General features: G+C 69.6%; 23 protein-coding genes and 1 tRNA gene. 18 read left to right on the top strand and 6 right to left on the bottom strand.

All coding sequences use genetic code 11. From position 1 onward, the window contains the following. The first annotated feature begins 70 nt into the window (after window positions 1-70). The 7 genes from pdhA (at window position 71) to V7Z82_RS15945 (ending at window position 7,313) form a co-directional block, all read left to right on the top strand. Complete coding sequence (gene pdhA / locus V7Z82_RS15975; protein ID WP_334152622.1) at window positions 71-1,198, top strand: pyruvate dehydrogenase (acetyl-transferring) E1 component subunit alpha; 1,128 nt, start codon at window positions 71-73, stop codon at window positions 1,196-1,198. Beyond that, a complete protein-coding gene (locus V7Z82_RS15970) occupies window positions 1,195-2,205 on the top strand; it encodes an alpha-ketoacid dehydrogenase subunit beta (protein ID WP_334152620.1) in 1,011 nt (336 codons plus the stop codon). The genes pdhA and V7Z82_RS15970 overlap by 4 nt, the downstream gene beginning before the upstream one ends. Beyond that, entirely contained in the window at window positions 2,202-3,440 is a 1,239-nt protein-coding gene (locus V7Z82_RS15965; protein ID WP_334152618.1) for a dihydrolipoamide acetyltransferase family protein, read from the top strand. Before V7Z82_RS15970 ends, V7Z82_RS15965 begins: the two co-directional genes overlap by 4 nt. A 123-nt stretch (window positions 3,441-3,563) precedes the next feature. Next, window positions 3,564-3,637, top strand: a tRNA-Gly gene (locus V7Z82_RS15960). 157 nt (window positions 3,638-3,794) lie between these two features. Then, window positions 3,795-5,645: an AMP-dependent synthetase/ligase gene (locus V7Z82_RS15955; RefSeq protein ID WP_334152616.1), complete on the top strand. Its 1,851-nt coding sequence runs from the start codon at window positions 3,795-3,797 to the stop codon at window positions 5,643-5,645. Window positions 5,646-5,661: 16 nt separating this feature from the next. Continuing rightward, window positions 5,662-6,585: a DUF1295 domain-containing protein gene (locus V7Z82_RS15950; protein WP_334152614.1), complete on the top strand. Its 924-nt coding sequence runs from the start codon at window positions 5,662-5,664 to the stop codon at window positions 6,583-6,585. Between the two features lie 44 nt (window positions 6,586-6,629). Further along, window positions 6,630-7,313: an SGNH/GDSL hydrolase family protein gene (locus V7Z82_RS15945; protein WP_334152613.1), complete on the top strand. Its 684-nt coding sequence runs from the start codon at window positions 6,630-6,632 to the stop codon at window positions 7,311-7,313. Here V7Z82_RS15945 and V7Z82_RS15940 read toward each other — a convergent pair. Next, entirely contained in the window at window positions 7,253-7,744 is a 492-nt protein-coding gene (locus V7Z82_RS15940) for a hypothetical protein (RefSeq protein ID WP_334152612.1), read from the bottom strand. The genes V7Z82_RS15945 and V7Z82_RS15940 overlap by 61 nt on opposite strands. 88 nt (window positions 7,745-7,832) lie before the next feature. Between V7Z82_RS15940 and V7Z82_RS15935 the strand changes: the two genes are divergently transcribed. Next, a complete protein-coding gene (locus V7Z82_RS15935; protein ID WP_334152611.1) occupies window positions 7,833-8,357 on the top strand; it encodes a hypothetical protein in 525 nt (174 codons plus the stop codon). A gap of 1 nt (window position 8,358) precedes the next feature. Here the strand turns inward: V7Z82_RS15935 and V7Z82_RS15930 are convergent, their stop codons facing one another. After that, the gene (locus tag V7Z82_RS15930) at window positions 8,359-8,559 is read right to left on the bottom strand and encodes a hypothetical protein (RefSeq protein WP_334152609.1); all 201 of its coding nucleotides are present in this window, start codon (window positions 8,557-8,559) and stop codon (window positions 8,359-8,361) included. An 82-nt stretch (window positions 8,560-8,641) separates the two neighbouring features. On the opposite strand from V7Z82_RS15930, the gene catA reads away from it, so the two are divergent. Beyond that, the gene (gene catA, locus V7Z82_RS15925) at window positions 8,642-9,295 is read left to right on the top strand and encodes a type A chloramphenicol O-acetyltransferase (RefSeq protein WP_334152608.1); all 654 of its coding nucleotides are present in this window, start codon (window positions 8,642-8,644) and stop codon (window positions 9,293-9,295) included. 24 nt (window positions 9,296-9,319) lie between these two features. Here the strand turns inward: catA and V7Z82_RS15920 are convergent, their stop codons facing one another. After that, on the bottom strand, window positions 9,320-10,324 hold the full coding sequence (locus V7Z82_RS15920; protein WP_334152607.1) for a LacI family DNA-binding transcriptional regulator: 1,005 nt from the start codon (window positions 10,322-10,324) through the stop codon (window positions 9,320-9,322). 144 nt (window positions 10,325-10,468) lie between these two features. On the opposite strand from V7Z82_RS15920, the gene V7Z82_RS15915 reads away from it, so the two are divergent. The 4 genes from V7Z82_RS15915 to V7Z82_RS15900 are packed head-to-tail and all read left to right on the top strand — an operon-like array spanning window position 10,469 to window position 15,547. Then, window positions 10,469-11,722 (top strand): sugar ABC transporter substrate-binding protein, encoded by a 1,254-nt coding sequence (locus V7Z82_RS15915; protein ID WP_334152606.1) that lies wholly within the window; start codon window positions 10,469-10,471, stop codon window positions 11,720-11,722. 2 nt (window positions 11,723-11,724) lie between these two features. Then, window positions 11,725-12,846, top strand: a complete 1,122-nt coding sequence (locus V7Z82_RS15910; protein ID WP_334152605.1) for a carbohydrate ABC transporter permease — start codon at window positions 11,725-11,727, stop codon at window positions 12,844-12,846. Then, the gene (locus tag V7Z82_RS15905; RefSeq protein WP_334152604.1) at window positions 12,843-13,682 is read left to right on the top strand and encodes a carbohydrate ABC transporter permease; all 840 of its coding nucleotides are present in this window, start codon (window positions 12,843-12,845) and stop codon (window positions 13,680-13,682) included. The genes V7Z82_RS15910 and V7Z82_RS15905 overlap by 4 nt, the downstream gene beginning before the upstream one ends. Beyond that, entirely contained in the window at window positions 13,679-15,547 is a 1,869-nt protein-coding gene (locus V7Z82_RS15900) for a glycogen debranching N-terminal domain-containing protein (protein ID WP_334152603.1), read from the top strand. The genes V7Z82_RS15905 and V7Z82_RS15900 overlap by 4 nt, the downstream gene beginning before the upstream one ends. A gap of 28 nt (window positions 15,548-15,575) precedes the next feature. On the opposite strand, the gene hutI is transcribed toward V7Z82_RS15900, so the two are convergent. The 3 genes from hutI to hutH are packed head-to-tail and all read right to left on the bottom strand — an operon-like array spanning window position 15,576 to window position 20,093. Further along, window positions 15,576-16,814, bottom strand: a complete 1,239-nt coding sequence (gene hutI / locus V7Z82_RS15895; RefSeq protein ID WP_334152602.1) for an imidazolonepropionase — start codon at window positions 16,812-16,814, stop codon at window positions 15,576-15,578. Beyond that, window positions 16,811-18,502: a urocanate hydratase gene (hutU, locus tag V7Z82_RS15890; RefSeq protein ID WP_334152601.1), complete on the bottom strand. Its 1,692-nt coding sequence runs from the start codon at window positions 18,500-18,502 to the stop codon at window positions 16,811-16,813. Before hutU ends, hutI begins: the two co-directional genes overlap by 4 nt. Continuing rightward, entirely contained in the window at window positions 18,495-20,093 is a 1,599-nt protein-coding gene (gene hutH, locus V7Z82_RS15885) for a histidine ammonia-lyase (RefSeq protein ID WP_334152600.1), read from the bottom strand. Before hutH ends, hutU begins: the two co-directional genes overlap by 8 nt. Window positions 20,094-20,145: 52 nt before the next feature. Between hutH and V7Z82_RS15880 the strand changes: the two genes are divergently transcribed. From V7Z82_RS15880 to V7Z82_RS15860, 5 genes are all read left to right on the top strand, one after another. Continuing rightward, window positions 20,146-20,934, top strand: coding sequence for an IclR family transcriptional regulator (locus tag V7Z82_RS15880; RefSeq protein WP_334152599.1), 789 nt, complete (start codon window positions 20,146-20,148; stop codon window positions 20,932-20,934). Between the two features lie 68 nt (window positions 20,935-21,002). After that, window positions 21,003-22,118: an OmpA family protein gene (locus V7Z82_RS15875; RefSeq protein ID WP_334152598.1), complete on the top strand. Its 1,116-nt coding sequence runs from the start codon at window positions 21,003-21,005 to the stop codon at window positions 22,116-22,118. A gap of 19 nt (window positions 22,119-22,137) precedes the next feature. Further along, window positions 22,138-22,665 (top strand): DUF3060 domain-containing protein, encoded by a 528-nt coding sequence (locus tag V7Z82_RS15870; protein WP_334152597.1) that lies wholly within the window; start codon window positions 22,138-22,140, stop codon window positions 22,663-22,665. A gap of 2 nt (window positions 22,666-22,667) precedes the next feature. Further along, the gene (locus tag V7Z82_RS15865) at window positions 22,668-23,390 is read left to right on the top strand and encodes a response regulator transcription factor (protein ID WP_334152596.1); all 723 of its coding nucleotides are present in this window, start codon (window positions 22,668-22,670) and stop codon (window positions 23,388-23,390) included. Continuing rightward, a complete protein-coding gene (locus tag V7Z82_RS15860; RefSeq protein ID WP_334152595.1) occupies window positions 23,387-24,316 on the top strand; it encodes a sensor histidine kinase in 930 nt (309 codons plus the stop codon). Before V7Z82_RS15865 ends, V7Z82_RS15860 begins: the two co-directional genes overlap by 4 nt. Window positions 24,317-24,448: the final 132 nt, after the last annotated feature.

Raw genomic sequence — 24,448 nt, 5'->3', positions numbered from 1 at the left:
GCCATGCGATCTGCACTCCTCCGTCCCATCATATAATGAGACGGATTCGTTTCATTATTAGGAGGTCCGCATGGCCACGCGCACATCGGCTGCCAAGCGGCGCACGGAGACCCCGTCGCCCCACCCCGAGACGAGGGACACCGACGCCCTCCTCGGCTTCTACCGCCAGATGGTGCTGATCCGCCGGTTCGAGGAGCGGGCGGCCCGCGCGTACACCCAGGCCGAGATCGGTGGCTACTGCCACCTGAACCTCGGCGAGGAAGCGACGGTCACCGGCCTCATGTCCGCGATGGATCCGAGCGACTACCTCTTCACGAACTACCGCGAGCACGGGTACGCGATCGGCCGCGACATCGCGCCCGGCCGAATCATGGCCGAGCTCTACGGTCGACGCGACGGCGTCTCGAGGGGGTGGGGCGGGTCCATGCATCTGTTCGATCTCGAGGCGCGGCTGCTCGGCGGCTACGGCATCGTCGGCGGCCAGGTGCCGCTCGCGACCGGCGCAGCCCTGGCGATCGACTACCGCAGCGGGCCAGAGGCGGTCGTCTGCGTCATGGGCGATGGCACCACGAACATCGGCGCCTTCCACGAATCGCTCAACATCGCCTCCCTCTGGAACCTCCCGATCGTCTACGTGGTCGTCAACAACGGCCTCGGCATGGGCACGACGGTCGAGAAGGCGGCCGGCGAGCCGGAGCTCTACAAGCGCGCGGCGTCGTATCGGATGCCGTCCGCGCGCGTCGACGGCAACGACCCTGTTGCGGTGCGCGAAGCGGCTCTCGCTGCGCTGGCATCCGCCCGGTCCGGCCGCCCGTTCCTGCTCGAGACCGTGAGCGAGCGGCTGAAGGGGCACTCCGTCGTCGACCCTGCCAAGTACCGCACGCGCGACGAGGCCGAGGCGCTCAAGGCCGCCGACCCGATCGCCGCCTTCGCGGTGCGTCTGGCCGCCGACGGGCTGCTCACGGACGAGCTGATCGCCGAGGTCGACGCTGACGCCATGCGCGTCGTCGCGGATGCCGTCGCCTTCGCCGAGGCCAGTCCGCACCCGTCCGTCGACACCCTCTTCGACTACACCTACGCGACCCCGGTGCCCAACGACTCACGCCGACTGCCGGGAGAACCGCTGTTCGCACCGGCGCCCTTCCCCTCGGCATCCTTCCCCTCGGCATCCTTCCCCTCGAACGGAGCATCCGCATGAGCATCATGACCTACCGGCAGGCACTGCACGACACCCTCCGCACGGAGATGCTGCGCGACCCCGACGTGCTGCTCCTCGGCGAGGAGATCGGCGTCTTCGAGGGTTCGTACAAGATCACCGCCGGACTCCTCGACGAGTTCGGCGAGAAACGCGTGCGCGACACCCCGATCGCCGAGGAGGGGTTCACCGGTGCCGCGATCGGAGCCGCGATGCTGGGCCTGCGCCCCGTGGTCGAGATCATGACGATCAACTTCTCGCTGCTCGCGCTCGACCAGATCGTGAACCACGCGGCCAAGATCTACGGCATGTTCGGCGGGCAGGCGCGCGTGCCGCTCGTGATCCGCACGCCCGGCGGCGGCGGGCAGCAGCTCGGTGCGACGCACTCGCAGAACATCGAGCTGTACTACGCCTTCGTCCCCGGCATGAAGGTCGTCGCTCCCTCGAGTCCCGCCGACGCGAAGGCGCTGCTGCTCGCCGCGATCCGGGATGACGACCCGGTGCTCTTCCTCGAGAACCTCGCCCTCTACAACACGAAGGGCGAGGTGCCCGACGACGACACCCCGGCCGAGATCGGCCGCGCCGCCATCACCCGCAGCGGCGCCGACATCACCGTCGTCGCGTACTCGCGGATGGCGGCCGTCGCCCTCGACGTGGCCGAGCGCCTCGCCGAGACCGACGGGATATCGGTGGAGGTGGTCGATCTGCGGACCCTGCGGCCGCTCGACCGCGAGACCGTGATCGCGTCGGTGCAGAAGACGCACTGCGCGGTCGTGCTCGAGGACGACTGGCTGACCTACGGCATCGGCGCGGAGATCGCCGCCACGATCTCGGACGGCGCGTTCGACTGGCTGGATGCTCCGGTGCGCCGAGTGGCCATGGCCGAGGTGCCGCTCCCATATTCGAAGCCGCTCGAGACCGCGGCGCTCCCATCATCCGACGATGTGGCCGCCGCCATCCGGCAGACGCTCGCCGCCGTCGGCCACCGTTCGCAGAAGGACCCCCGATGATCGACATCCTCATGCCCCGCCTGTCCGACACCATGGAGGAGGGCGCGATCTCCACCTGGCACAAGCAGCCTGGCGACCAGGTCGAGGTCGGCGACATCCTCGTCGAGATCGAGACCGACAAGGCCACCATGGAGTACGAGGCGTACGACGCAGGCATCCTGCGCGAGATCCTCGTGCCGGAGGGCGAGCAGGCCACGATCGGCATGGTCATCGCGGTGCTCGACGACGGGACGCCTGCGCGCCCGGCTGCCGCGCCGGTTGCGGAGCCCGAGAGGCCGACAGCGGCGCCCGAGGCGCCGTCCGGAGAACCCGAGGCGCCGGTCGAGGTGCCAGTCGAGGTGCCGCCGCGTGTGCTCGCCACTCCCCTGGTGCGCCGGCTCGCCAGCGAGCAGGCGATCGATCTCGCGAACATCGAGGGATCCGGCCCTGGCGGCCGGATCATCCGCGCCGACCTCGATCGTCTTCCGGCGGCGCAGGCTGCGGCATCCGTCGCTCTGCCGGCCGCCGCAGAGCCTCGCCGCACCGACGACGCCCGACGGTCGACCGCGGTGCCGTTCGATCGCACCCGCCAGGTGATCAGCCGCCGCCTCACCGAGAGCGCAGCATCCGTCCCGCATTTCACCGTGACATCCGCTGCCGTCGTCGACGACCTCCTCACCCTCCGTGCCGAGCTCAACGCCCGCCTCGACGCGGCGGGGCGTGCCCGCATCAGCGTGAACGACCTGGTGGTCCGCGCGTGCGCGATCGCGCTCACGGCATTCCCGGGCGTCAACGCCTCGTACTCCCCCGAGGGCGCGGGGACGACGCTCCAGCACGGACGCGTGAACATCGGGATCGCGGTCGCCTCGGATGCCGGACTCGTCGTCCCCGTGATCGCCGATGCCGACCGCAAGCCGGCGTCGCAGATCGCGACGGAGGCCCGACGCCTCGCGGATCGCGCCAAGCAGCGCGGGCTCACCGCCGACGACATGACCGGAGGCACCTTCACGATCAGCAACCTCGGGATGTTCGGCGTCGAGCAGTTCACCGCGATCATCAACCCGCCGGAGGGCGCGATCCTCGCCGTGGGCGCGGCCATGGCGGAACCGGTCGTCATCGACGGGGCCGTCGAGGTGCGACGGCGGATGCGGTACACGCTCTCCGCCGACCACCGGATCATCGACGGGGCGCTGGCCGCGCAGTTCCTCGCCATGCTCACCGACCTGCTCGAGCATCCGCTGGACATCATCGCCTGAGCAGCACCGCCCGCCGGCATCCTGCCCGCCCGCCCGACCGCCCGACCGCCCGACCGCCCGAGCTTTGGCCAACCGGCGGCGGGCGGGTAGGCTTGCGTTCACCCGCTCCTCGGATGCGGGTTCGGGACTGTAGTTCAATGGCAGAACTTCTGCTTCCCAAGCAGATAGCGCGGGTTCGATTCCCGTCAGTCCCTCCATGAGACCCCCGGACCTCCGGGGGTCTTCTCGTCGGCAGGGCCGCTTCGTGCCACGCACGACAGCGCTCCCATCCGAATCCTCATCGGTTCCGAACAAGAGCAGGTGGGCGGTACTCGCGCGCCCAGCGAACCGCCCGTACGACCGAGAGGAGCCCCGATGATCGAATCATCGACCCCGCCGCTGGCAGCCCTCGACGGCTACCGCAACGTCACCGACCTGCTGGTCGCGCGCGTCGCCGCAGCACCGGACCACATCGCGTTCGAGGTCGACGCAGCGGCTGCCGGGACCTCCGGCTCGTGGCGGCCGATCACGACACGGGCGTTCTCCGACGAGGTTCGCGCGCTCGCGAAGGGGTTCATCGCCCAGGGAATCCAGGCGGGCGACCCGATCGCCATCATGGCGCCGACGCGCTACGAATGGGCGGTCGCCGACCTCGCCTCGTGGTTCGCCGGTGCGGTCGTCGTGCCGATCTACGAGACCTCGTCACCGTCGCAGGTGAACGCCATCGTCGCGGATGCCGGCGTGCGGCTGGCGATCGGCGGCACCTCCGCGCACGCGGCGCTGCTGCAGGCGGCACTCGCACAGACGGACGACGTCACGCTCGGCGCGTGGACGATGGACACCGCCGCATCGGATGCCGCGGCATCCGGCACGCTCCTCGACCTCGTCGCGCTCGGCGTCGACGTCGCCGATGCAGCGCTCGAGGTCCGCAGGGCATCCGCCGCGCAGGACGACCCTGCGACGATCGTGTACACCTCCGGCACGACGGGCGAGCCGAAGGGCGTCGTCCTGACCCATCGGAACTTCCTCGGCCAGGTGCTCAACATCGCCGCGGCGTACCACGAGATCGTGAACGACGACGGGAACACCGTGATCTTCCTGCCGCTCGCCCATGTGCTGGCGCGCGGGCTGCAGCTGATCTGCCTGGCCAGCGGCATGCGCATCGCGCACCTCTCCGACCCGTCGACCGTCGTCGCCACCCTCGACACGCTGCGTCCGACCTTCCTGGTCGTCGTGCCGCGGGTGCTGCAGAAGATCCAGGCTGCCGCCGCCACCAAGGCTGCGGACAAGGGCCTGTCGCGAGTCTGGGCGAAGGCCGAGTCGACTGCCATCGCGTGGGGACGCCGCGCCGAGCAGATCGACGCCGGCCGAACGCCCGCCACGAACCTCGCACTCAGCCTGCGCCACCGCCTGTTCGACGCCCTCTTCTACCGCCGGCTTCGCACCGTGATGGGCGGACGGGTCGGCTACATCCTGTCGGGCGGTGCAGCGCTCGACGCGGAGCTCTCGCTCTTCTTCCGCGGCATCGGCGTCCCGGTCATCGAGGGCTACGGACTGACCGAGACGACGGCGCCCCTCACCGGCAATCTTCCCGGCCGCATCGCGTCGGGCAGCGTCGGCTCGCCCCTGCCGGGCCTCACCGTCCGCATCAGCGACGAGGGCGAAGTGCTCGCCCGCGGCGTCGGCGTCTTCGACGGCTATCGCAACCCGGCCCACGATGAGGGAGCCTTCCTCGACGGCTTCTTCCGCACCGGCGATCTCGGGCGCCTCGACGAGCAGGGCCGGCTGATCCTCGAAGGTCGGCTCAAAGACGTGATCGTGACGTCGAACGGCAAGACGATCGTGCCGACCCGCTGGGAGAGTGCGGTGGAGGCCAACCCGCTCGTCTCGCATGCGGTGATGGTCGGGGAGGGCAAGCCGTACCTCTCGGCGCTGCTCGTCCTCGATCCGGAGCAGACCCTGGCGTGGGCGGATGCCGCGGGCGCCAGCATCCCCGCCGTCACCCAGCCGGACATCCGCGAGGTGACCGACCCGACGCTGCGCGCTCACCTGCAGCGCGCCGTCGACGCGGCCAACGCCCTCGTGGCGCGCAGCGAGCAGGTCCGTCGGTTCAGCGTGGTGTTCGCTGACCTCGAGGACCGCGGCCTCGTCACCCCGACCATGAAGCTCAAGCGGAGCGTCGTGCTGGATCGCGCGGCCGTCACCGTCGAAGACCTGTACCTCTGAGAACAGAAAGCACACCATGTCCTCCCCGACGCCCACCAATTCCAAGTCCTCCCGCTCGTCGCTCATCGCGATCATCGCCGCACTCGTGATCGGAGCGCTCGTCGCCCTCGCCGGCAGCCAGAACGGTGAGACGATCGGCGGCATCCCGCTGTTCACGATCGCTGTCGCCGCGGCGTTCGCGATCCAGGTCATCGCATTCATCCCGGCGATGCTCCTGCGCACCGAGCGGTTCTTCGATCTCACCGGCAGCCTCACCTTCTTCGTGATCTCCGGTGCACTCGTGCTGCTCACGCCCATGCCGGACGCGCGCAGCTGGATCCTCGCCGCGATGGTGATGCTGTGGGCCGTCCGCCTCGGATCCTTCCTCGCCATGCGCGTGCACAAGGCGGGATCGGATGGCCGATTCGACGAGATCAAGGGCTCGCCGCTGCGCTTCCTTCAGGTGTGGGTGATCCAGGGCGCGTGGGTGTCGCTGACCGCGGCCGCCGCATGGATCGCGATCAGCACGGATGCCGCATCGCGGGCCCCCATCGGATGGCTGACCGTCGTGGGAATCATCGTGTGGATCATCGGCATGGCGATCGAGATCGTCGCCGACGCGCAGAAGTCGGCCTTCCGCGCCGACCCGAGCAACCGGCACGAGTTCATCCGCTCCGGACTGTGGTCGAGGTCGCGCCACCCCAACTACTTCGGCGAGATCGTGATCTGGGTCGGCGTGTTCCTCACGGCCGCGCCCGTGCTCGCCGGATGGCAGTGGGTCGCACTGCTCTCGCCGCTGTTCGTGATCCTGCTGCTCACGCGCGTGAGCGGCATCCCGCTGCTCGAGGCACGCGCCGAGAAGAAGTGGGGCGATCGCGCCGACTACATCGAGTACCGCGAGAGCACGCCGGTGCTGATCCCGAAGCTCACCCGGCCCGGCGTGCGGGAGACCGCGGCCTAGCGGCCGTCTCCCATCCGCCTCGCGCTCCGCGCCGAACAACGGGCATGCGCCGTCTCCGCTCGCTCGCCTCCGTGGTCGCCATCGCCCTCGGGCTCACGGCCTGCGCCGCTGCGCCCGCACCGGACACATCGCCGACACCGGGCGCAGGGCCGGTCGTCGCCTTCTACGGGGACTCGTACACGCTCGGCACCGGCGCGAGCGACCCGGCGCTTCGGTGGTCGACCGTCATCAGCGAGGAACGCGGATGGCGCGAGTTCAACCCGAGCGTCAACGGGCTCGGGTTCGTCAATCACCGCTCCGACTTCGGCGAGAACGACCTGCCCGAGCTCGTCATCGGGCAGCATCCCGACATCGTCTTCGTGACGATGGGACTCAACGACAACTTCAGCTTCGACAGCCGGGCGGACTTCATCCGCGAGACCATCACGACCGACCTGACCCGTCTGCGCGACGCCTTGCCCGCCGCGCGGATCATCGTCGTCGAACCGTTCTGGTACACCGATGAGCGCCCCGAATCGGTCGAGACGATCATCGGCTGGGTGCAGGATGCCGCCGCCGCGATCGATGCGGACTGGATCCCCGGCGCGAGTCGCTGGCTCGACGGGCACTATGCCGGATCGGACGACAGCTGGATGGCCGCTGATGGCATCCACCCGTCCGACACCGGCTATCGGCAGATGGCCGAGCAGATGGATGCTGCGCTCGCGCGCCTCGACCCTGCGCTGTGACGGGGCGGGAGAGGCTCAGTCCTGCGCGCGAGCCGGCTGCGGCCCCGCCCCGGAATCGATGTCGAATGCGAGCGCCCGCGCGACGGCGTCGGTGTGCACGCGGAGACGGTCGAGGGATCGGAGGTCACCCGGTCGTGGGCGTCGATCCGGACGATGCGCGGTACCCGGCTCAGACTCGGCGCGTAGGCCAGCGTCCAGTTCGTGCTCTCGCCGTCGCGGCTGAGCGACATCTGCAGGAGATCGGCACGGAACGCGCGCCGCTGCACGAACTGCAGCCAGGAGCGCTTCGCGACAGTGCGAGACACGGCATCCGCCCACGACTCTGGACCGGCGAACCCCTCGTGCGGCCAGATGTGCGGCACCCAGATCCAGGAACTCGTGTCGTAGTCGACCAGGCGGATCGTCACGATGTCAGGTTCGGTGGCGCTCATCCGATTCAGCTCAGGAGGCACAGCGCTGCCCACGGAGCGTCGCAGGCTGCGCCCCATAGAGTGGAGAGCGCGAAGAGAGGGGGCTCTCATGATCAGCAGACATCGGACTGCGCTCGTCGCCGCCGTGGCGCTCATCGTCGCCGCAGTCCTCAGCGGATGCTCCTTCATCGGCGCACCTGCCCCGGCGTCCACTCCGGCAAGCCAGGAAGGCGCCAGCCGGACGCTCGCTGACGTCGAAGACGCCCTCGCCGAGATCCCCGGCGTGCAGTTCACCGCCGCACGCGCCTGGGACGGCACGACCGCGTCCGTCATCGCGACGCTCTCCGCGACCGATGCCTTCACCGGCGACCCCGCGGCGCTCATCGACTACGCACTCGCGCAGCTCGCCTCGCAGGGCGAGGTCGACCGCGGGCGCCTCGTGCGCTTCACCTTCGACGCTCCAGGCCAGACTGCCGACACCACCCGAGCGCTCCTCGCTTCGCTCGACATCGACGCCGAACGGTACGCGGGCGGGTCATCCCTCGAACTCGCCAGTGCGGACCTCGACCGCCGATACGGCGCCTGGCCCGCCGCTGTGCCCGAGCTTCCGCCGACGCTCGGCGGCGCGGGCTGAGCTACTCCGAGCCCTTGCGCTTCGACGACGCGTCGAGCGCGACTCCCAGGCACAGCCCGATCGCGAGTCCGAAACCCGCTCCGAGGCCGATGTTGTCGAAGAGCAGCATCCCCATCACGGCGCCGATCGGCAGCCCGAGCGCGATGCCGAGCGCGACCCCATAGCCCGACTTCTTCTCAGATCCTTCTTCTGAATCAGTCATGCCATCGACGCTACGCAGCGGTGACGCCCCCGCGCATCCCCCGAGTGGGGGACACGCGCGGATCCGCGCGAGAATGGACCGCATGGCATCCCCACAGCTGATCGACGTCGACACCTGGCCGCGACATGCCCAGTTCCAGCACTATCTGCGCTCGGTCGCGTGCACGTACGCGATGACGGTCGAACTCGACGTCACGGACGTCGTCGACGCACTGGCCGGCTCGACGCGGAAGACGTACATCGCCCAGATCTGGGCCCTCGCCACCGTCGTGAATCGGCACGCCGAGTTCCGGATGTGCCTTGCCGAGGGCGGCGCCCCGGCCACCTGGGACGTCGTGCATCCGTCCTTCACGATCTTCAACGCAGCGCGTGAGACGTTCTCGAGCGTCTGGACGCCGTACGACCCCGATTTCGCCGTCTTCCACGATGCGGCAGCCGCCCTGCTGGCCGAGCACCGCGAGACGACGGAGTTCTTCCCGCAGGGCGCCCCGCCACCGAACAGCTTCGACGTGTCGAGCCTCCCGTGGGCGTCGTTCACCGGCTTCACGCTCAACATCCGCGACGGATGGGAGCACCTCGCTCCGATCTTCACGCTCGGCAGGTACGTGCAGCGCGAGGGACGGATGCTGCTGCCGCTCGCGATCCAGATCCATCACGCCGCAGCAGACGGGTTCCACACGAGCCGACTCGTGAACGAGCTGCAGGAGCTGTTCGCCGACACTTCCTGGATCGGCTGAGGAGCGCTCGGCTGACGAGCGGTCTCAGCGCACCACGAGTTCCGGCGTGATCAGGGCATGCGCTGATCCGGCCTCCACGCTGCGCGGCACGACGATCTCGCCCGTCGGCCCGAGGAGGAGCTCGAGGATCGCTGTCGCGACATCCTCGGGTCGCTGCTCCACACTCGAGAACCCGAGCGCCTCGGCGGTCGGGGTGTTGTCGAAGCCGATCACGGGCAGCCGCAGCCCCGCATCAGCGACCGCGAGCAGCGCACCGACCGCGAGCGAATCGCTGGCGCACACGATCGCGTCAGGTGCGGCGCCTGCGGCGAGCGCGGCGTCGACACTGGCACGCGCGAACGGCACGCCCTCCTCGGCGACGAGGCGATCGCCCTGCGCGCTGGCGGAGGACATCGCCTCGAGCCATCCGCGCTCGCGATCATCCCCCGTCCCCGATCCGGACGGCCAGCCGAGGAAGGCGACGTCCCGTCCGCGGCTGAGCGCGTGCTCGGTCGCGGCACGGGTACCGGCGGCGCCGTCGACGTCCACCCACAGGTGGCGGGGATCGGCGATGTCGTCTTCGCCCCACGGCCGGCCGAAGGAGATGAAGGGCAGACCGATCTCGTCGAGCCTGCGCACCCGGGGATCGTCGCGCTCGGTCGCGGTGAGGATCGCGGCATCGATCTCGGATCCGTCCCAGAGCTCGCCGAGACGCACGAGCTCCTCCTGCGGAGTCCGTGCGGCGTAGACCAGCATCCGCATCCCGCGGTCGCTCGCACGCTCGGTGATCGCGTGCACGAATCGGTCGAGCACGACGCCCGAGACGCCGCCGAGATAGGAATGCAAGCGGATGCCGATGGTGGAGCTGCGTCGCAGTCGGAGGCGGCGAGCCGCGGCGTGCCGACGGTAGCCGAGCGCATCGATCGCGGCGAGCACCCGCTCACGCGTCGCCGGGCGCACGATGTCCGGGGTGTTCAGCACGTTCGACACGGTCTGCCTCGAGACACCGGCGTGCGCGGCGACGTCTTCGACCGTGGGCGCCTTCGCCATCCGCACCTCCTCCATCCGGGCGGGCTTGACACTCCCGCACCCCGCGCCTAGCCTAGGCCACGCGGAGTTTGATCGATCAAATTTCTGCCATGAAGACGTACAGCCCCCTCGGGCACCGCAGTGACTCATCAAAGGAGAGAGACCATGACTCGGCCAACCACACGCGCACTTCTCGGCACCGGAGCGGTGCTGCTGACCAGCGCCCTCGTCCTGACCGGCTGCGGATCCGGCTTCTCCGGCGATGACAGCGCGACGCCGGATGCCGAGGGCCTCACCTCCTCGGACGACGCACTGACGGTGCTCATCGGCTCGTCGGGCGACGCCGAGACGGCAGCAGTGCAGTCGGCCGTCGACGCCTGGTCGAAGGACTCCGGCGTCGACGTCTCGCTCCAGGTCGCCAGCAATCTCGACCAGGAGATGTCGCAGGGCTTCGCCGCCGGCAACCCGGCCGACCTGTTCTACCTGTCGGCCGATCAGATGGCCGGCTACGCCTCGAACGGGTCGCTCAAGGCGTACGGCGACCAGCTCGAGAACAAAGCCGACTTCTACCCCTCGCTGGTCGAGAACTTCACCGTCGACGGCACGTTCTACTGCGCGCCGAAGGACTTCTCCACCCTCGCCCTCGTGATCAACACGCAGATGTGGACCGACGCCGGACTCACCGACGCCGACATCCCGAAGAGCTGGGACGACCTCGCCGCGGTCGCGAAGACGCTGACCACAGCCGACCACGTCGGTCTCGCATTCGGCGCCGAGTACCAGCGCCTCGGTGTCTTCATGGCTGAGGCAGGCGGCGGCCTCGTGCGCGACGGTGCGGCGATCGCCGATGATGACGCGAACGTCCAGGCGCTCGACTACGTCAAGACGCACCTCGCGGACGGCACGTTCGCGTTCGCGAAGGACGTCGGTGCAGGATGGGGCGGCGAGGCGTTCGGCAAGCAGTCCGCTGCCATGGTGATCGAGGGCAACTGGATCACCGGCGCGATGTCGAACGACTACAGCGACGTCGACTACACGGTCGCCGAGCTGCCGTCCGGCCCCTCCGGTCAGGGCACGCTGCAGTTCACCAACTGCTGGGGCATGGCCGCCGACAGCCCCAACCAGCAGGCGGCGCTCGAACTCGTGCAGTACCTGACCAGCGCCGACAGCCAGCTCGCGTTCTCGAAGGCCTTCGGCCCGATGCCGTCGATCACCTCGGCTGCCGATGCCTGGACCGCAGACAACGCGGCCCTCGTGCCGTTCCTCTCCGGCGCCGACTACGCCCAGTTCCCGCCGAACCAGGACGGCGCCGCCGATGTGATCGCCGACTTCAACTCGCAGCTCGAGTCCCTGAAGTCGACCGAGCCGTCGCAGATCCTCGACTCGGTCCAGTCCAACCTCGAAGCGGTCGTCGAGTAGTCATGACCGCGCAGACCGCACCTCGTCGCGGCGGGGCCTCGGGGCTCCGCCGCGGCGGGGCGTCAGGACTCCGCCGCGGCGAGGCAGCCGCCGGATGGCTGTTCACCGCGCCGGTGATCGCGATCCTCGGCGTCTTCCTGCTCGTGCCGGTGCTCATGGCACTGTGGGTGAGCGTCTCCGACTGGGCCGGGCGCGGCAGTCCCCTGTCCGGCGACGTCTCGTTCGTCGGCACCGAGAACTACGCCGCCGTGCTCACCGACGGCGGCCTCGCGACCCGCGACTTCGGCACCGCGCTGCGCAACAACGCCTGGTACGTGGTGCTGGTCGTGCCGCTGCAGACCGCGCTCGCGCTCTTCCTGGCCGTGCTGGTCAACCGTGCGATGCTCCGCGGCCGCGGGTTCTTCCGCACCGCCTACTACTTCCCTTCGGTGACGAGCTCTGTCGCCATCACCGTGCTGTGGATGTTCCTGTTCTCGGCCAGCGGTGCCGTGAACGACGTGCTCTCCTGGTTCGGCGTCACCGGTCCGAACTGGTTCAACGACCCCCGCGGCATCCTGCATCTGCTGCTCGGCACCGTCGGCGTCGAGAACGGTCCTGGTGCTCTCACCCAGGGCGGCACGCTCGGCGTCTCGTGGTGGGACTGGCTCGCCGGTCCCTCGATCGCGATGAGCGCGTACATCCTGATGGCCGTGTTCACGACCTCGGGCACGTTCATGCTGCTGTTCCTGGCCGGCCTGCAGAACATCGGCGCCGACGTCGATGAGGCCGCGATGATGGACGGCGCGAACGGCTGGCAGCGCTTCTGGCGCGTGACCCTCCCGCAGCTGCGCCCGACGCTGTTCACGGTGCTGACGCTCGGTCTGATCGGATGCTGGCAGGTGTTCGACCAGATCTACGCCGGCACCCAGGGCGCGCCGAGCAAGACGACCCTGACACCGGCGTTCCTGTCGTATCAGACCGCGTTCACCAAGCAGGAGTGGGGGCAGGGCGCGGCAATCGCGTTCATCCTGTTCGTCATCATCGTGGTGTTCACGCTGCTGCAGCGCTGGGTCCTGCGCGACCGCCCGGTGTCGCGCCGACGGCTCCGTGCCTACGAGATCACGCGCAAGGGAGGGGTGTCATGAGGCTCTCCCCCAAGCAGCTCACGTGGCAGATCGTGCTCTACGCGGTGCTGATCCTGCTCGCGATCATCTACATCTACCCGTTCCTGGTGCAGGTGGCGACGAGTTTCAAGACGGATCAGGATGCCGCGAGCTCCGGCATCTCGCTCATCCCCGATGTCTGGACGTTCGCCGCCTACGAGCGTCTCTTCGCGAACTCGACGTTCCCGTCGTGGTTCGTGAACAGCGCGGTCGTGACCGTGTTCGTCACGATCGGCCGGGTCTTCTTCAACTCGCTCGCAGGCTACGCGCTCGCACGCCTGCGCTTCCGCGGTCGCGGCGTCGTGTTCGCCGCGCTCGTCGCGGTGATGGCGGTGCCGACGGTCGTGCTGCTCATCCCGAAGTTCCTCGTGATCAACCAGCTCGGCATGTTCAACTCCTATGCGGGCATGATCCTGCCCCTCCTCGTGGATGCCGCCGGCGTCTTCATCATGAAGAACTTCTTCGAGTCGATCCCAGCGTCCGTCGAGGAGCAGGCGAGGATCGACGGCGCAGGCACGTTCCGCATCTTCTGGTCCGTGGTGCTGCCGATGGCGACGCCCGCACTCGTCACGATCATCATCCTGTCCTTCCAGGGGTCGTGGAACGAGCTGAGTCACTTCATCGTCTCGACGAACGACCCGGCCCTCACCACCCTCACCAAGGGCGTCGCGTCCCTCGCGAGCGGCCAGCTCAGCCAGGGCACGCAGTATCCGATCAAACTCGCCGCTGCACTCATCATGACGATCCCCGTCGCCGTGATGTTCTTCATCTTCCAGCGCCGCATCATGAACACCACAGAAGGAGCCGTCAAGGAATGACCCCCACCCCGCCCCTCCAGCCGCTGCTGGACGACGCCGTGATCGTGCTCGAGGCACCGACCCAGGTCTGGTCGGATGCCACCGGCCGCATGGGGACCGCTCCGATCCACGGGATCTATCACGGCGATGTCCGCCACGTCCGCGGCATCGAGCTCTCGGTCGACGGCACGGCGCTGGAGTCGATCGCGTGCTCCTCGCCCGACCCGAGGCTCGTGGTGCTCACCGACGTGCTCCGCGGCATCGACGACGACTCCGCCGACCCGAAGGTGCGTCTCGATCGCGAACGCCGCGTGGCGGCCGGCTCGTTCGGCGAGAGCATGCAGGTCTCCTCGCATCTGGCCGCGCCGGTCTCGGTCGGCATCACGATGCGCATGACGCCGGACTTCGCACCGATGCAAGAGGTGAAGGCCGGAGCATCCGTCCAGACGGAATGGACCTGGGACGGGAGCGTCTGCCGCGCCGGCGACGCCTCGTTCGCGGTGTCGGCGCCGGACGCCGCGATCACCCACGACGGCGATGCGCTCGTGTTCCGCTGGGAGCTGACCGTTCCCGCTCGTGGACGGAGCGAGGTGCGCTGGGAGCTGGCGCTGAGCGATCCGACGCTCGTGGTGACCGCCGCCCGCCCATCCGCTTCGGTGGAACGGGGCGAGACTCCGACCGATCCCCGCGCTGCCCGCTGGCTCGCGCAGGCTTCGGCCGATCTCGATGCGCTCCGGCTCGCGCTGCCGGCGCACCCGGAGGACGCGTTCTACGCCGCCGGTGCCCCGTGGTTCTTCACGCTGTTCGGCCGGGACTCGATCTGGGCGGCGCGGCTCGCGCTCGACACGGATCCGACGATGGCGGCGTCGACCCTGCGCGTGCTCGCCCGCCTGCAGGGGACCACGAAGGACCCGTCGACCGCCGAAGCACCGGGCAAGATCGCGCACGAGCTGCGCAGCGGCGTGCTGTCGCTGCCGAACGAGGGCGTGCACCTGCCGCCGCTCTACTACGGCACGGTCGATGCGACGCCGCTGTGGGTGTGCCTGCTGGCTGACGCGAAGGATGCCGGGATGCCGCAGCAGGAGGTTCGCGAGCTCCTCCCCGCGCTGCGCGCTGCGCTGGGCTGGATGACCGAGCACGGCGATGCCTCGGGCAGCGGATTCATCGACTACGTGGACGAGACAGGGCACGGCCTCGCGAACCAGGGTTGGAAGGACTCCGGTGACTCGATCCAGTGGCGTGACGGACGCCTGGCCGAGGGCCCGATCGCGCTCAGCGAGGTGCAGGCCTACGCCTACGAGGCCGCGACGCGCGGCGCCGACCTGCTCGATGCACTCGGGGAGCCCGGCGGAGAAGAGCTGCGCGAGTGGGCCGCGGATCTGCGTCAGCGGTTCCGAGACGTCTACTGGGTGACGACGCCGGAGGGGCGCTATCCCGCGATCGCACTGGACGCGCACGGCGCCCCGGTCGACACCCTCACCAGCAACATCGGCCATCTGCTCGGCACCGGGCTGCTCGACCCCGACGAAGAACGAGCGTGCGCCGAACTGCTCGTCGGTGCGTCGCTGTCGAGCGGCTACGGCATCCGCACGATGTCGACCGGCGCCGACGGCTACTGGCCGCTGAGCTATCACGGCGGCAGCGTCTGGGTGCACGACACCGCGATCGCACTGCACGGGATGCTGCGGTCCGGTCTCGAGGAGCACGCAGGGACGGTCGCGCTCCAGCTGCTGGACTCGGCCGAGGGGTTCGACTACCGCGTTCCCGAGCTGCAGTCAGGGGACACGCGTGTTCCCGGCGGCCGTCCCGTCCCGTATCCCGCGGCCTGCCGACCGCAGGCATGGTCGGCCGCGGCGGCTGTCGTGTGCGCACAGGCGCTGCGGTGACGCGACGGACGGTGTCGCGGTCGGGATCTCACCCGATCGCGACGCCGTCCTTCCACACCCGATGCACGAGCGGGACCCCAGGACGATAGGCGAGGTGGATGCGCGTCGGCGCATCGAGCAGCACGAGATCCGCTCGGGCGCCTGGCACGATCACGCCGACGTCGTCGCGGCGCAGCGCTCTCGCGCCGCCGGCGGTCGCCGCCCATACGGCCTCCGCCGGCGTCATGCCCATGTCGCGGACCGCGATCGCGATGCAGAACGGCATCGACGACGTGAAACTCGAGCCAGGGTTCGTGTCGCACGCGATCGCGACCGTGACCCCCGCGTCGATCAGGCGGCGGGCGTCCGGATACGGCTGACGGGTCGAGAACTCGACACCGGGCAGCAGGGTCAGGACGGTGTCGGATGCGGCGAGCGCCGCGACGTCGTCGTCGGTCAGGTAGGTGCCGTGGTCGACGGATGCGGCGCCGAGCTCGACGGCCAGGCGCACGCCCTCGCCGGGTCCGAGCTGGCTCGCGTGCACGCGCGGGGCGAGTCCTCGGGCGATGCCGGCCTCGAGCACCCGTCGCGACTGCGGCACGGTGAAGGCTCCGGTCTCGCAGAACACGTCGATCCACTTCGCGTGCGGCGCGCAGGCGTCGAGCATCGGCCCCGTGACGAGGTCGACGTACGCATCTGGGCGATCCGCGTACTCGGCCGGCACGACGTGCGCGCCGAGGAAGGTCACCTCCGGCGTCACCTCGGCGGCGAGGCGCACGAGGCGCTGCTCGTCCGCGACGCTCAGCCCGTAGCCGCTCTTGATCTCGACCGTCGTCGTGCCCTGGGCGAGCATCTCGTCGAGGAACCCGCGCAGCCTGGCGCGCAGTTCGTCGTCGCTCGCGGCACGGGTGGCTGCGACGGTGGAGCGGATGCCGCCGGCCGCGTACTTCTGCCCAGCCATCCGCGCCTCGAACTCGGCGGCGCGGTCCCCCGCGAACACGAGGTGGCTGTGGCTGTCGACGAACCCGGGGATCACGGCACGACCCTCGGCATCCACGACCCCGTCGGCCGCCGGGGCATCCGCCGCCGCACCGACCCAGGCGATGCGATCACCGTCGATCAGCACGGCTGCGTCGTGCAGGGTCCGGGCCCCCGAGCTCGCACCCTGGGTCCCCGGGCTCGCACCATCGGGCCCTGCTCCCGCACCCTGGGTCCCTGAGCCTGTCGAAGGGCCGACCGGCTCGTTCGTCGTCAGCTCGCCGATGTTCGTGATCAGCACGGTGCTCACAGCATCGGCACCTTCAGGCCGCGCTCGCGCGCGACGTCGCGTGCGTGCTCGTACCCGGCATCCACGTGACGCATGACACCGGTGCCGGGGTCGTTCGTGAGCACGCGCTCGAGCTTCTGCGCCGCGAGCTCGGTACCATCGGCGACCGTGACCTGCCCCGCGTGGATGGATCGGCCGATGCCGACGCCGCCGCCGTGGTGCAGCGAGACCCAGGATGCTCCGGATGCCGTGTTCAGCAGCGCGTTCAGCAGCGGCCAGTCGGCGATCGCGTCCGATCCGTCCTTCATGGCCTCGGTCTCACGGTACGGCGATGCCACCGAACCGGAGTCGAGGTGGTCACGGCCGATCACGATCGGAGCCGCGAGTTCGCCGGAGGCGACCATCTCGTTGAACTTCAGTCCGGCGAGGTGGCGTTCTTTGTAGCCGAGCCAGCAGATGCGCGCAGGCAGGCCCTCGAAATGCACCTTCTCTCCCGCTTTCTGCAGCCAGCGGTGCAGCGCGGCGTCCTCGGGGAACAGCTCGGCGATGGCACGGTCGGTCTTGTAGATGTCCTCGGGGTCGCCGGAGAGCGCAGCCCAGCGGAAGGGTCCGCGGCCCTCTTCGAACTGCGGACGGATGTACGCCGGCACGAAGCCGGGGAACTCGAAGGCACGGTCGAAGCCGCCGAGCTCCGCCTCGCGCCGGATCGAGTTGCCGTAGTCGAAGACGGCGGCCCCGGCATCCTGGAACGCCACCATCGCGGCGACGTGCGCAGCCATGGATTGGCGGGCGCGGCGGGTGAACTCCTCCGGGTCGCGGTCGGCCTCCGCCTTCCAGTCGGCCACGGTGATGCCGACCGGGAGGTACGCGAGGGGGTCGTGCGCGCTGGTCTGGTCGGTCACGATGTCGATCGGCACGCCGCGGCGCAACAGCTCGGGGAACAGCTCTGCGGCGTTGCCGACGATGCCGACCGAGAGCGCCTCGCCTGCCTCCTTCGCGGCGACCACGCGAGCGATCGCTGCGTCGAGATCGGTCGTGTACTCGTCGAGGTAGCCGTGCTCCACGCGGCGAGCCAGTCGCGACTCATCGACGTCGACGATCAGCACCACGCCGTCGTTGAGGGTCACCGCGAGCGGCTGCGCTCCACCCATGCCGCCGGCACCGCCGGTCAGGGTGAGGGTGCCGTGGAGCGACTCGCGTCCGAGCGACCGGGCCACCGCGGCGAAGGTCTCATACGTGCCCTGCAGGATCCCCTGCGTGCCGATGTAGATCCAGGAACCAGCGGTCATCTGGCCGTACATGATGAGCCCGAGTTCTTCGAGCTTGCGGAACTCGGGCCACGTCGCCCAGTCGCCCACGAGGTTCGAGTTCGCGATCAGCACCCGCGGCGCCCAGTCGTGCGTGCGGAACACCCCGACCGGCTTGCCAGACTGCACGAGCAGCGTCTCATCGGGTTCGAGCTCGTCGAGCGTGCGCACGATCGCGTCGTACGCGGCCCAGTTGCGTGCGGCCTTGCCGGTGCCGCCGTAGACGACGAGGTCTTCCGGATGCTCGGCGACCTCGGGGTCGAGGTTGTTCATCAGCATCCGCTTGGCAGCCTCCGCGCCCCAGCTCTTGGCTGTGCGCTGGTTGCCTCGTGCGGCGCGGATGCGGCTGCGATCGACGTCGCTCGTCGCGGTTTCGGCGGAGGGTGCAGTGGTGTCAGGCATTCGTGTGCTCCTTTGCGATGCGGGCGACGGCGCCCGACTGGACGAGTGCGGTGACGGCTTCGATCTCCGGGGAGAGGAAGCGGTCGGGGCCAGGCCCTTCGGCCACGGTGCGGACGAGGTCGCGCACGGCGCCGGTCGCTGGACCGGCCTGCAGCGGGGCACGCAGGTCGAGGGCGCGGGCGCCGGTCAGGATCTCGATCGCGAGCACGCGGCCGAGGCCGTCGATCGCTCGGCGGAGCTTGCGCGCGGCTGCCCAGCCCATCGAGACGTGGTCCTCCTGCATCGCGGACGAGGGGATCGAGTCGACGGATGCCGGCACGGCCAGGCGCTTGAGCTCGGACACGATGCCGGCCGAGGCGTACTGCGCGATCATGAGTCCGGAATCGACGCCGACCTCGTCGGCGAGGAACGGCGGCAGACCGCGGTTGCGAGCGGGGTCGAGCGCGCGGTCTGTGCGGCGCTCGGAGACGGACGCGACGTCGGCGATCGAGATCGCGAGGAAGTCGAGGACCGCGGCGACCGGCGCACCGTGGAAGTTGCCGTTCGACTCGATGCGTCCGTCGACCGTGATCACCGGGTTGTCGATCACGCTCGCGAGCTCGCGTCCGGCGATCATGTCGGCGTGCGCCATGGTGTCGCGGGCTGCACCGTGCACCTGCGGCGAGCAGCGGAGCGAGTAGGCGTCCTGCACGCGGCCGTCTTCCGGTCCCTTGTGGCTCGCGACCATGGGCGAGTCGCCGAGGAACGCGCGCAGATGCGCGGCGGACTCGGCCTGTCCCGTCTGCGGACGCAGCGCCATGAGGTCGGCGGCGAAGACGGCATCCGTCCCGAACTGCGACTCGATCGACATGGCCGCGGCGACATCAGCCGTGAGCAGCAGCATCTCGAGGTCGTGCAGCGCGAGCACGAGCGAGCCGAGCATGCCGTCGGTGCCGTTGATCAGCGCGAGCCCCTCCTTCTCCACGAGCGTGAGTGGGGCGATACCGGCCTCGGCCAGCGCCTCGGATGCGGGGATGACCACTGAGGGTTGCTGAACCGCCGCGCCGGGTTGCTGAACCGCCGCGCTGGGTTGCTGAGCCTGTCGAAGCACACGCACGTCGCCCTCCCCCATCGCGGCGAGGGCGATGTGGGCGAGCGGTGCGAGGTCGCCGGAGCAGCCGAGCGAGCCGTACTCGCGCACGATCGGGGTGATCCCGGCATTGAGCATGGCCGCGTAGGTCTCGACGACGATCGGACGCACCCCGGTGCGGCCGGACGCGAGCGTCTGCAGGCGCAGCAGCTGAAGACCGCGCGTGACCTCCGGCTCGATCTCGGCGCCGGTTCCCGCGGCATGGGAGCGGATCAGGCTCGCCTGGAGCTGGAGGCGACGGTCGGGCGCGATGAATGTCGTCGCGAGGGCGCCGAAGCCGGTCGAGACCCCGTAGTGCGGATGCGGATCGGCGGCGAGACCGTCGATGACGTGTCGCGTCTGGGCCACCCGCTCGAGCGCCGCATCGTCGATCACGACGTGCGCACCGTGGCGTGCGACGGCGACGAGGTCGGCGGGAGACAGCGGCTGCGCGCCGAGGACGACGGAGGGAAGAGCACTCATGTTCTGATTCCACACCCGTGGTGTCGCTCGCGACAGCAGTTCATGGCATCCTGTGTCTGTGATCCCAGACAGCGACGAACGCGCACGACGCCGGGATCCGCAGGTCCCTGCGGCAGAGCAGACGCTGCGGATCCTCAGCTATCTCGCCGGCCGTCCGGCACCGGTCGCTGCATCCGCCATCGCCCGCGAGCTGGCGCTCCCCAGGTCGACGGTCTATCACCTGCTCAACACGCTCGCCGCGCACGGGTTCGTGCTGCACTTCCGGGATGAGCAGCGTTGGGGGCTCGGCACCTCGGCATTCGAGCTCTCGGGTGGCTACGCACGGCAGCAGCCCCTCGCGAGACTCGGGCGGCCGCTGGTGGCTGCCCTCTCCGATCGGCTCGGCGAGAGCGCGCACCTGGCGATCATGAGCGGCGGGGACGTGCTGTACATCGTCGAGGAGCGAGCGCCGCGACGCACGGCACTCGTCACGGACGTCGGTGTGCGACTGCCGGCGCACCTCACTGCGAGCGGGCGGGCGATGCTGGCCGCGCTTCCCCGCGAGCAGGTGCGCGCGCTGTACCCGAGCGCGTCCGCATTCCCCGACCGCACCGGCCGCGGGCCGCGCACACCGGGCGAGCTGCGGGAACTGCTCAGGGAGGTGCGCTCACGCGGCTATGCCACGGAAGACAGCGAGGTGGCCGAGGGGCTGCGCTCCGTCGGAGCGGTGGTCCGCGATCACGCCGGCTGGCCGGTCGCTGCGGTCGCGGTCACGTGGGCAGGCGAAGCGCTCGAGGAGCGGATGCTCGCTGACGCCGTGATCGAGACCGCCGGGATCCTGCAGTCCCGGGTGCAGCGGTGAGCGGCGTTGTCTCAGGCTTGCGACAACTCCGCGACAACGCCACCACACCGGCTGGATACGCTCGTGTCATGACCACCTCCACACGTCCCGAATCGACTGCATCCCGCCGCCGTCGCGGAGTCGCGTTCGGGCTCCTCGCAGCCCTCGTCATCACCGGCTGCGCCGCGGCACCGGCACCGGCACCGGCACCGGCGCCGAAGCCGAGCGCCGCCTCGACGCCGAAGGAGACGTCCGAGCCCGCTGTCGCCACCGTCCCCGGGTACGACGTCGGTCAGTTCCCGCCCGTTCCGCTGTTCCTCCTTCCCGATCTGTCACTGTTGGGCTCCTCGGCCTCGGCGTTCGCGATCGAGGTCAACGACGCGCTCGCCGGCATCCCCGGTGCGATCGCCACACCCGCGCACTGCGATGCGGGCGGCAGCGTGATCTCGGGCAACGGCACCGCGCTGCTCTATGGCGACGGCTCGGGCACGTTCACCGGCCCGGACGGGACCGTGCAGAACTTCGGCGACGGCTCAGGCACCTCCACGATCAATGGCGTCACGATCCAGAACTTCGGCGACGGCTCCGGCAACTCCACCGACGGCGAGGTGACCATCCAGAACTTCGGCGACGGCTCCGGCAACTACACCGACGGCACCACGACGATCCAGAACTTCGGCGATGGGTCCGGCAACTACACCGATGGCGACGTCACGATCCAGAACTTCGGGGACGGCACCGCGCAGGTCGACGGCGAGCGTGTGGAGGCCGAGCCGCTGCCGGTCGTGCCGCCACTCGGGGTGTTCCCACCCCTCGGCACACTCGCCCCACTGGAATCGTGCGGCACGACCGTGACGTTCGAGGACGGCGTGCTGTTCGACTTCAACCGGAGCGACATCCGGGCGGATGCCGCCACGACGCTCGAGGCCGTGGCCGGGGTGCTCAGCACGCTCGACGTGGCGCAGGCCTCGGTGTCGGGCCACACGGATTCGGTCGGTTCGGATTCGGAGAACCAGACGCTGTCTGAGGAGCGAGCGGATGCGGTCGTCGCCGACCTCGAGAAGCGAGGAGTCCGCACGACGCTGACCGCCGAAGGATACGGTGAGAGCCGTCCGGTCGCGGCGAACGAGATCGACGGAGCCGACAACCCGGCCGGGCGTCAGCTCAACCGACGCGTCGAGATCTTCATCCCGGCGACGCTCTGAGCACGACAGGATGGATGACATGCGCTCCGCACGCCGACCGACCGCCGCGACCGTCGTCCTCCTGACCGTCGTACTGATCAGCGGATGCACCGTCAGCATCATCGATCCGACCGACCGCGACCGACCGAGCGAGACGCCGAGCAGTGCGGAGACGCCGGCCGACGCATCGCCTCAGGAGACGGACGACGATCCAGACACGGCCGAGACACCGGCCACCTCGGGATACTCCCCCGAGCACGCGGCCGAGCGGGCGCGCTTGATCGACGGCGCGACGGTGACGATGTCGTGCCCGTCGGGCGTGCTCGCCCAGGACGGCGCGGTCATCCGCGTCGAGGGCTCCTGCGAAGAGCTCGTGATCGAAATGGATGCCGGGGTGGTGATCACGGATGACGTGGAGCAGCTCACGATCAGCGGCGACGGCACCGTCGTCTATGCCGAGACGATCGGCACTGTGACCGTGTCCGGGAGTGCCGACCAGGTGTACTGGACGGGGCCGACACCGGTCGTGCAGGACTCCGGCACCGCGAACGCGCTCGGACGGGGCTGACCGTGATCGAGGTGGCGGAGCGCCAGCGCATCCTGCTCGTCGACGATGACGAGGCCATCACGGATGCTCTCGCGGCGTTGCTCGGGAGGAGCGGCTTCGACGTGCGCATCGCAGAGGACGGGCGAGCCGGGCTCGCCGAGGTCGAGCGCGAAGTCCCGGATCTGGTCGTGTGCGACGTCATCATGCCGCATGTCGACGGACGCGAGTTCGTGCGTCGCATCCGCGCCCGGCAGCTGTGGCTGCCGATCATCCTCCTGACGCAGGTCGGCGAGTCGTGGGAGCGCAGCGCCGCCCTCGACGAGGGTGCGGATGACTATCTGAACAAACCGTTCGATCCGCATGAGCTGATCTCACGGATCCGAGCGGTCCTCCGCCGAACGGCACAGGGGGCGGGATCGCTTCGATCGGCGCAGCGCCTGCGAGCGCTCGACGTCACGATCGACCGCACGGCGCGCCGGGTGTGGCGGGGAAGTGTCGAGGCGACGCTGACGCCCAAGGCGTTCACATTGCTCGAGTACTTCATGCTGCATCCGCAGGAGGTGCATTCTCGGGAGCGCCTGCTCTCTGCCCTCTGGGGGTTCGACTTCGCGTCGTCCAGCCGTGCGGTGGATCACCGGATCGCCGAGCTGCGTCGGGTGCTGGGCGACACGTCAGGCGAACCGCGACTCATCGAGACTGCGCAGAGCATGGGATATCTGTTCATCGCGCGGGTGGTGGCCGCATGACGGATCGTCCCGGCGTCGCGCTCGGTGTGCTCGCGGCTGTGCCGGTGGGACTCTGCGCCATCGCGGCCGGCGTGATGGCGGCAGCAGGCGAGCAGCGAGTGCTCGCGATCGACCTGGCCCTACCGGCTGCGGTGCTCATCGCAGGCGTGCTGGTGTCGGCCGTTCCCGGCACGATGCTGCTCGGCCGGCGCGCGGGGCGGCGTGCACGCCGGGCCGCGGATGCCGCGGTCGCCGAGGCGGCATCACACGCAGCGCTGCAGGAGCGGGCGAATCATCAGCGGTTCCTTGCACGCCTCGACCATGAGCTGAAGAACCCGATCACCGCGATCCGTGCGACGGCCGCCGTGGCGCAGAGCGAGAACGCAGCAGACGAGTGGCGAGTGATCGACGCCCAGGCCACGAAACTGAGCGCACTCGTCCGCGATCTGCGAAAGCTGGCAGAACTCGAGACCCGTCCACTCGAACTCGAGCTCGTCGATCTCGAGCAGCTCCTCGCGGAGTCCATCACGGCACTCGCTCTGCAGAACCCGCTGGCCGGCGCACGAATCGCGTTCGCGGTCACGCGGGTGCCGTGGCCCGTGCCACCGCTGAGCGCCGATCTCGACCTCGTGTCGCTCGCGATCGACAATGTCCTCAGCAACGCCGCCAAGTACTCATCCGACGCGCCGATCGAAGTCCGCCTCCGTGAAGAGCACGGCTGGGCCGTGATCGACGTCGCGGATGCCGGTCGCGGCATTCCGGCCGCTGATCTACCCGCGGTGTTCGACGAGCTGGCGCGTGCGCAGAACGCCAGAGACGTCAATGGCTCAGGCATCGGTCTCACCGTCGTGGCAACCGTGATGCGGCGGCATGGCGGTGACGTCCAGCTGCGATCCGTGGAAGGCGCCGGCAGCGTGGTCACGCTTCGACTGCCGATCCGCCGCTGACCGAATCGCTCGTGAACGACGAAGAGCCACCCATCGCTGGGTGGCTCTTCTCGTGTTTCGATTGCTCCAGGCAGAATGCAAAATGGCCACCCATCGATGGGTGGCCATTTTGACTAAAAGGAGTCCGGCGGT

The organism is Microbacterium sp. (assembly GCF_036823965.1).
Lineage (GTDB): Bacteria > Actinomycetota > Actinomycetes > Actinomycetales > Microbacteriaceae > Microbacterium.
The sequence above is the reverse complement of the archived record's forward strand: the minus strand, read 5'-3'. Positions and strand labels throughout refer to the sequence as shown.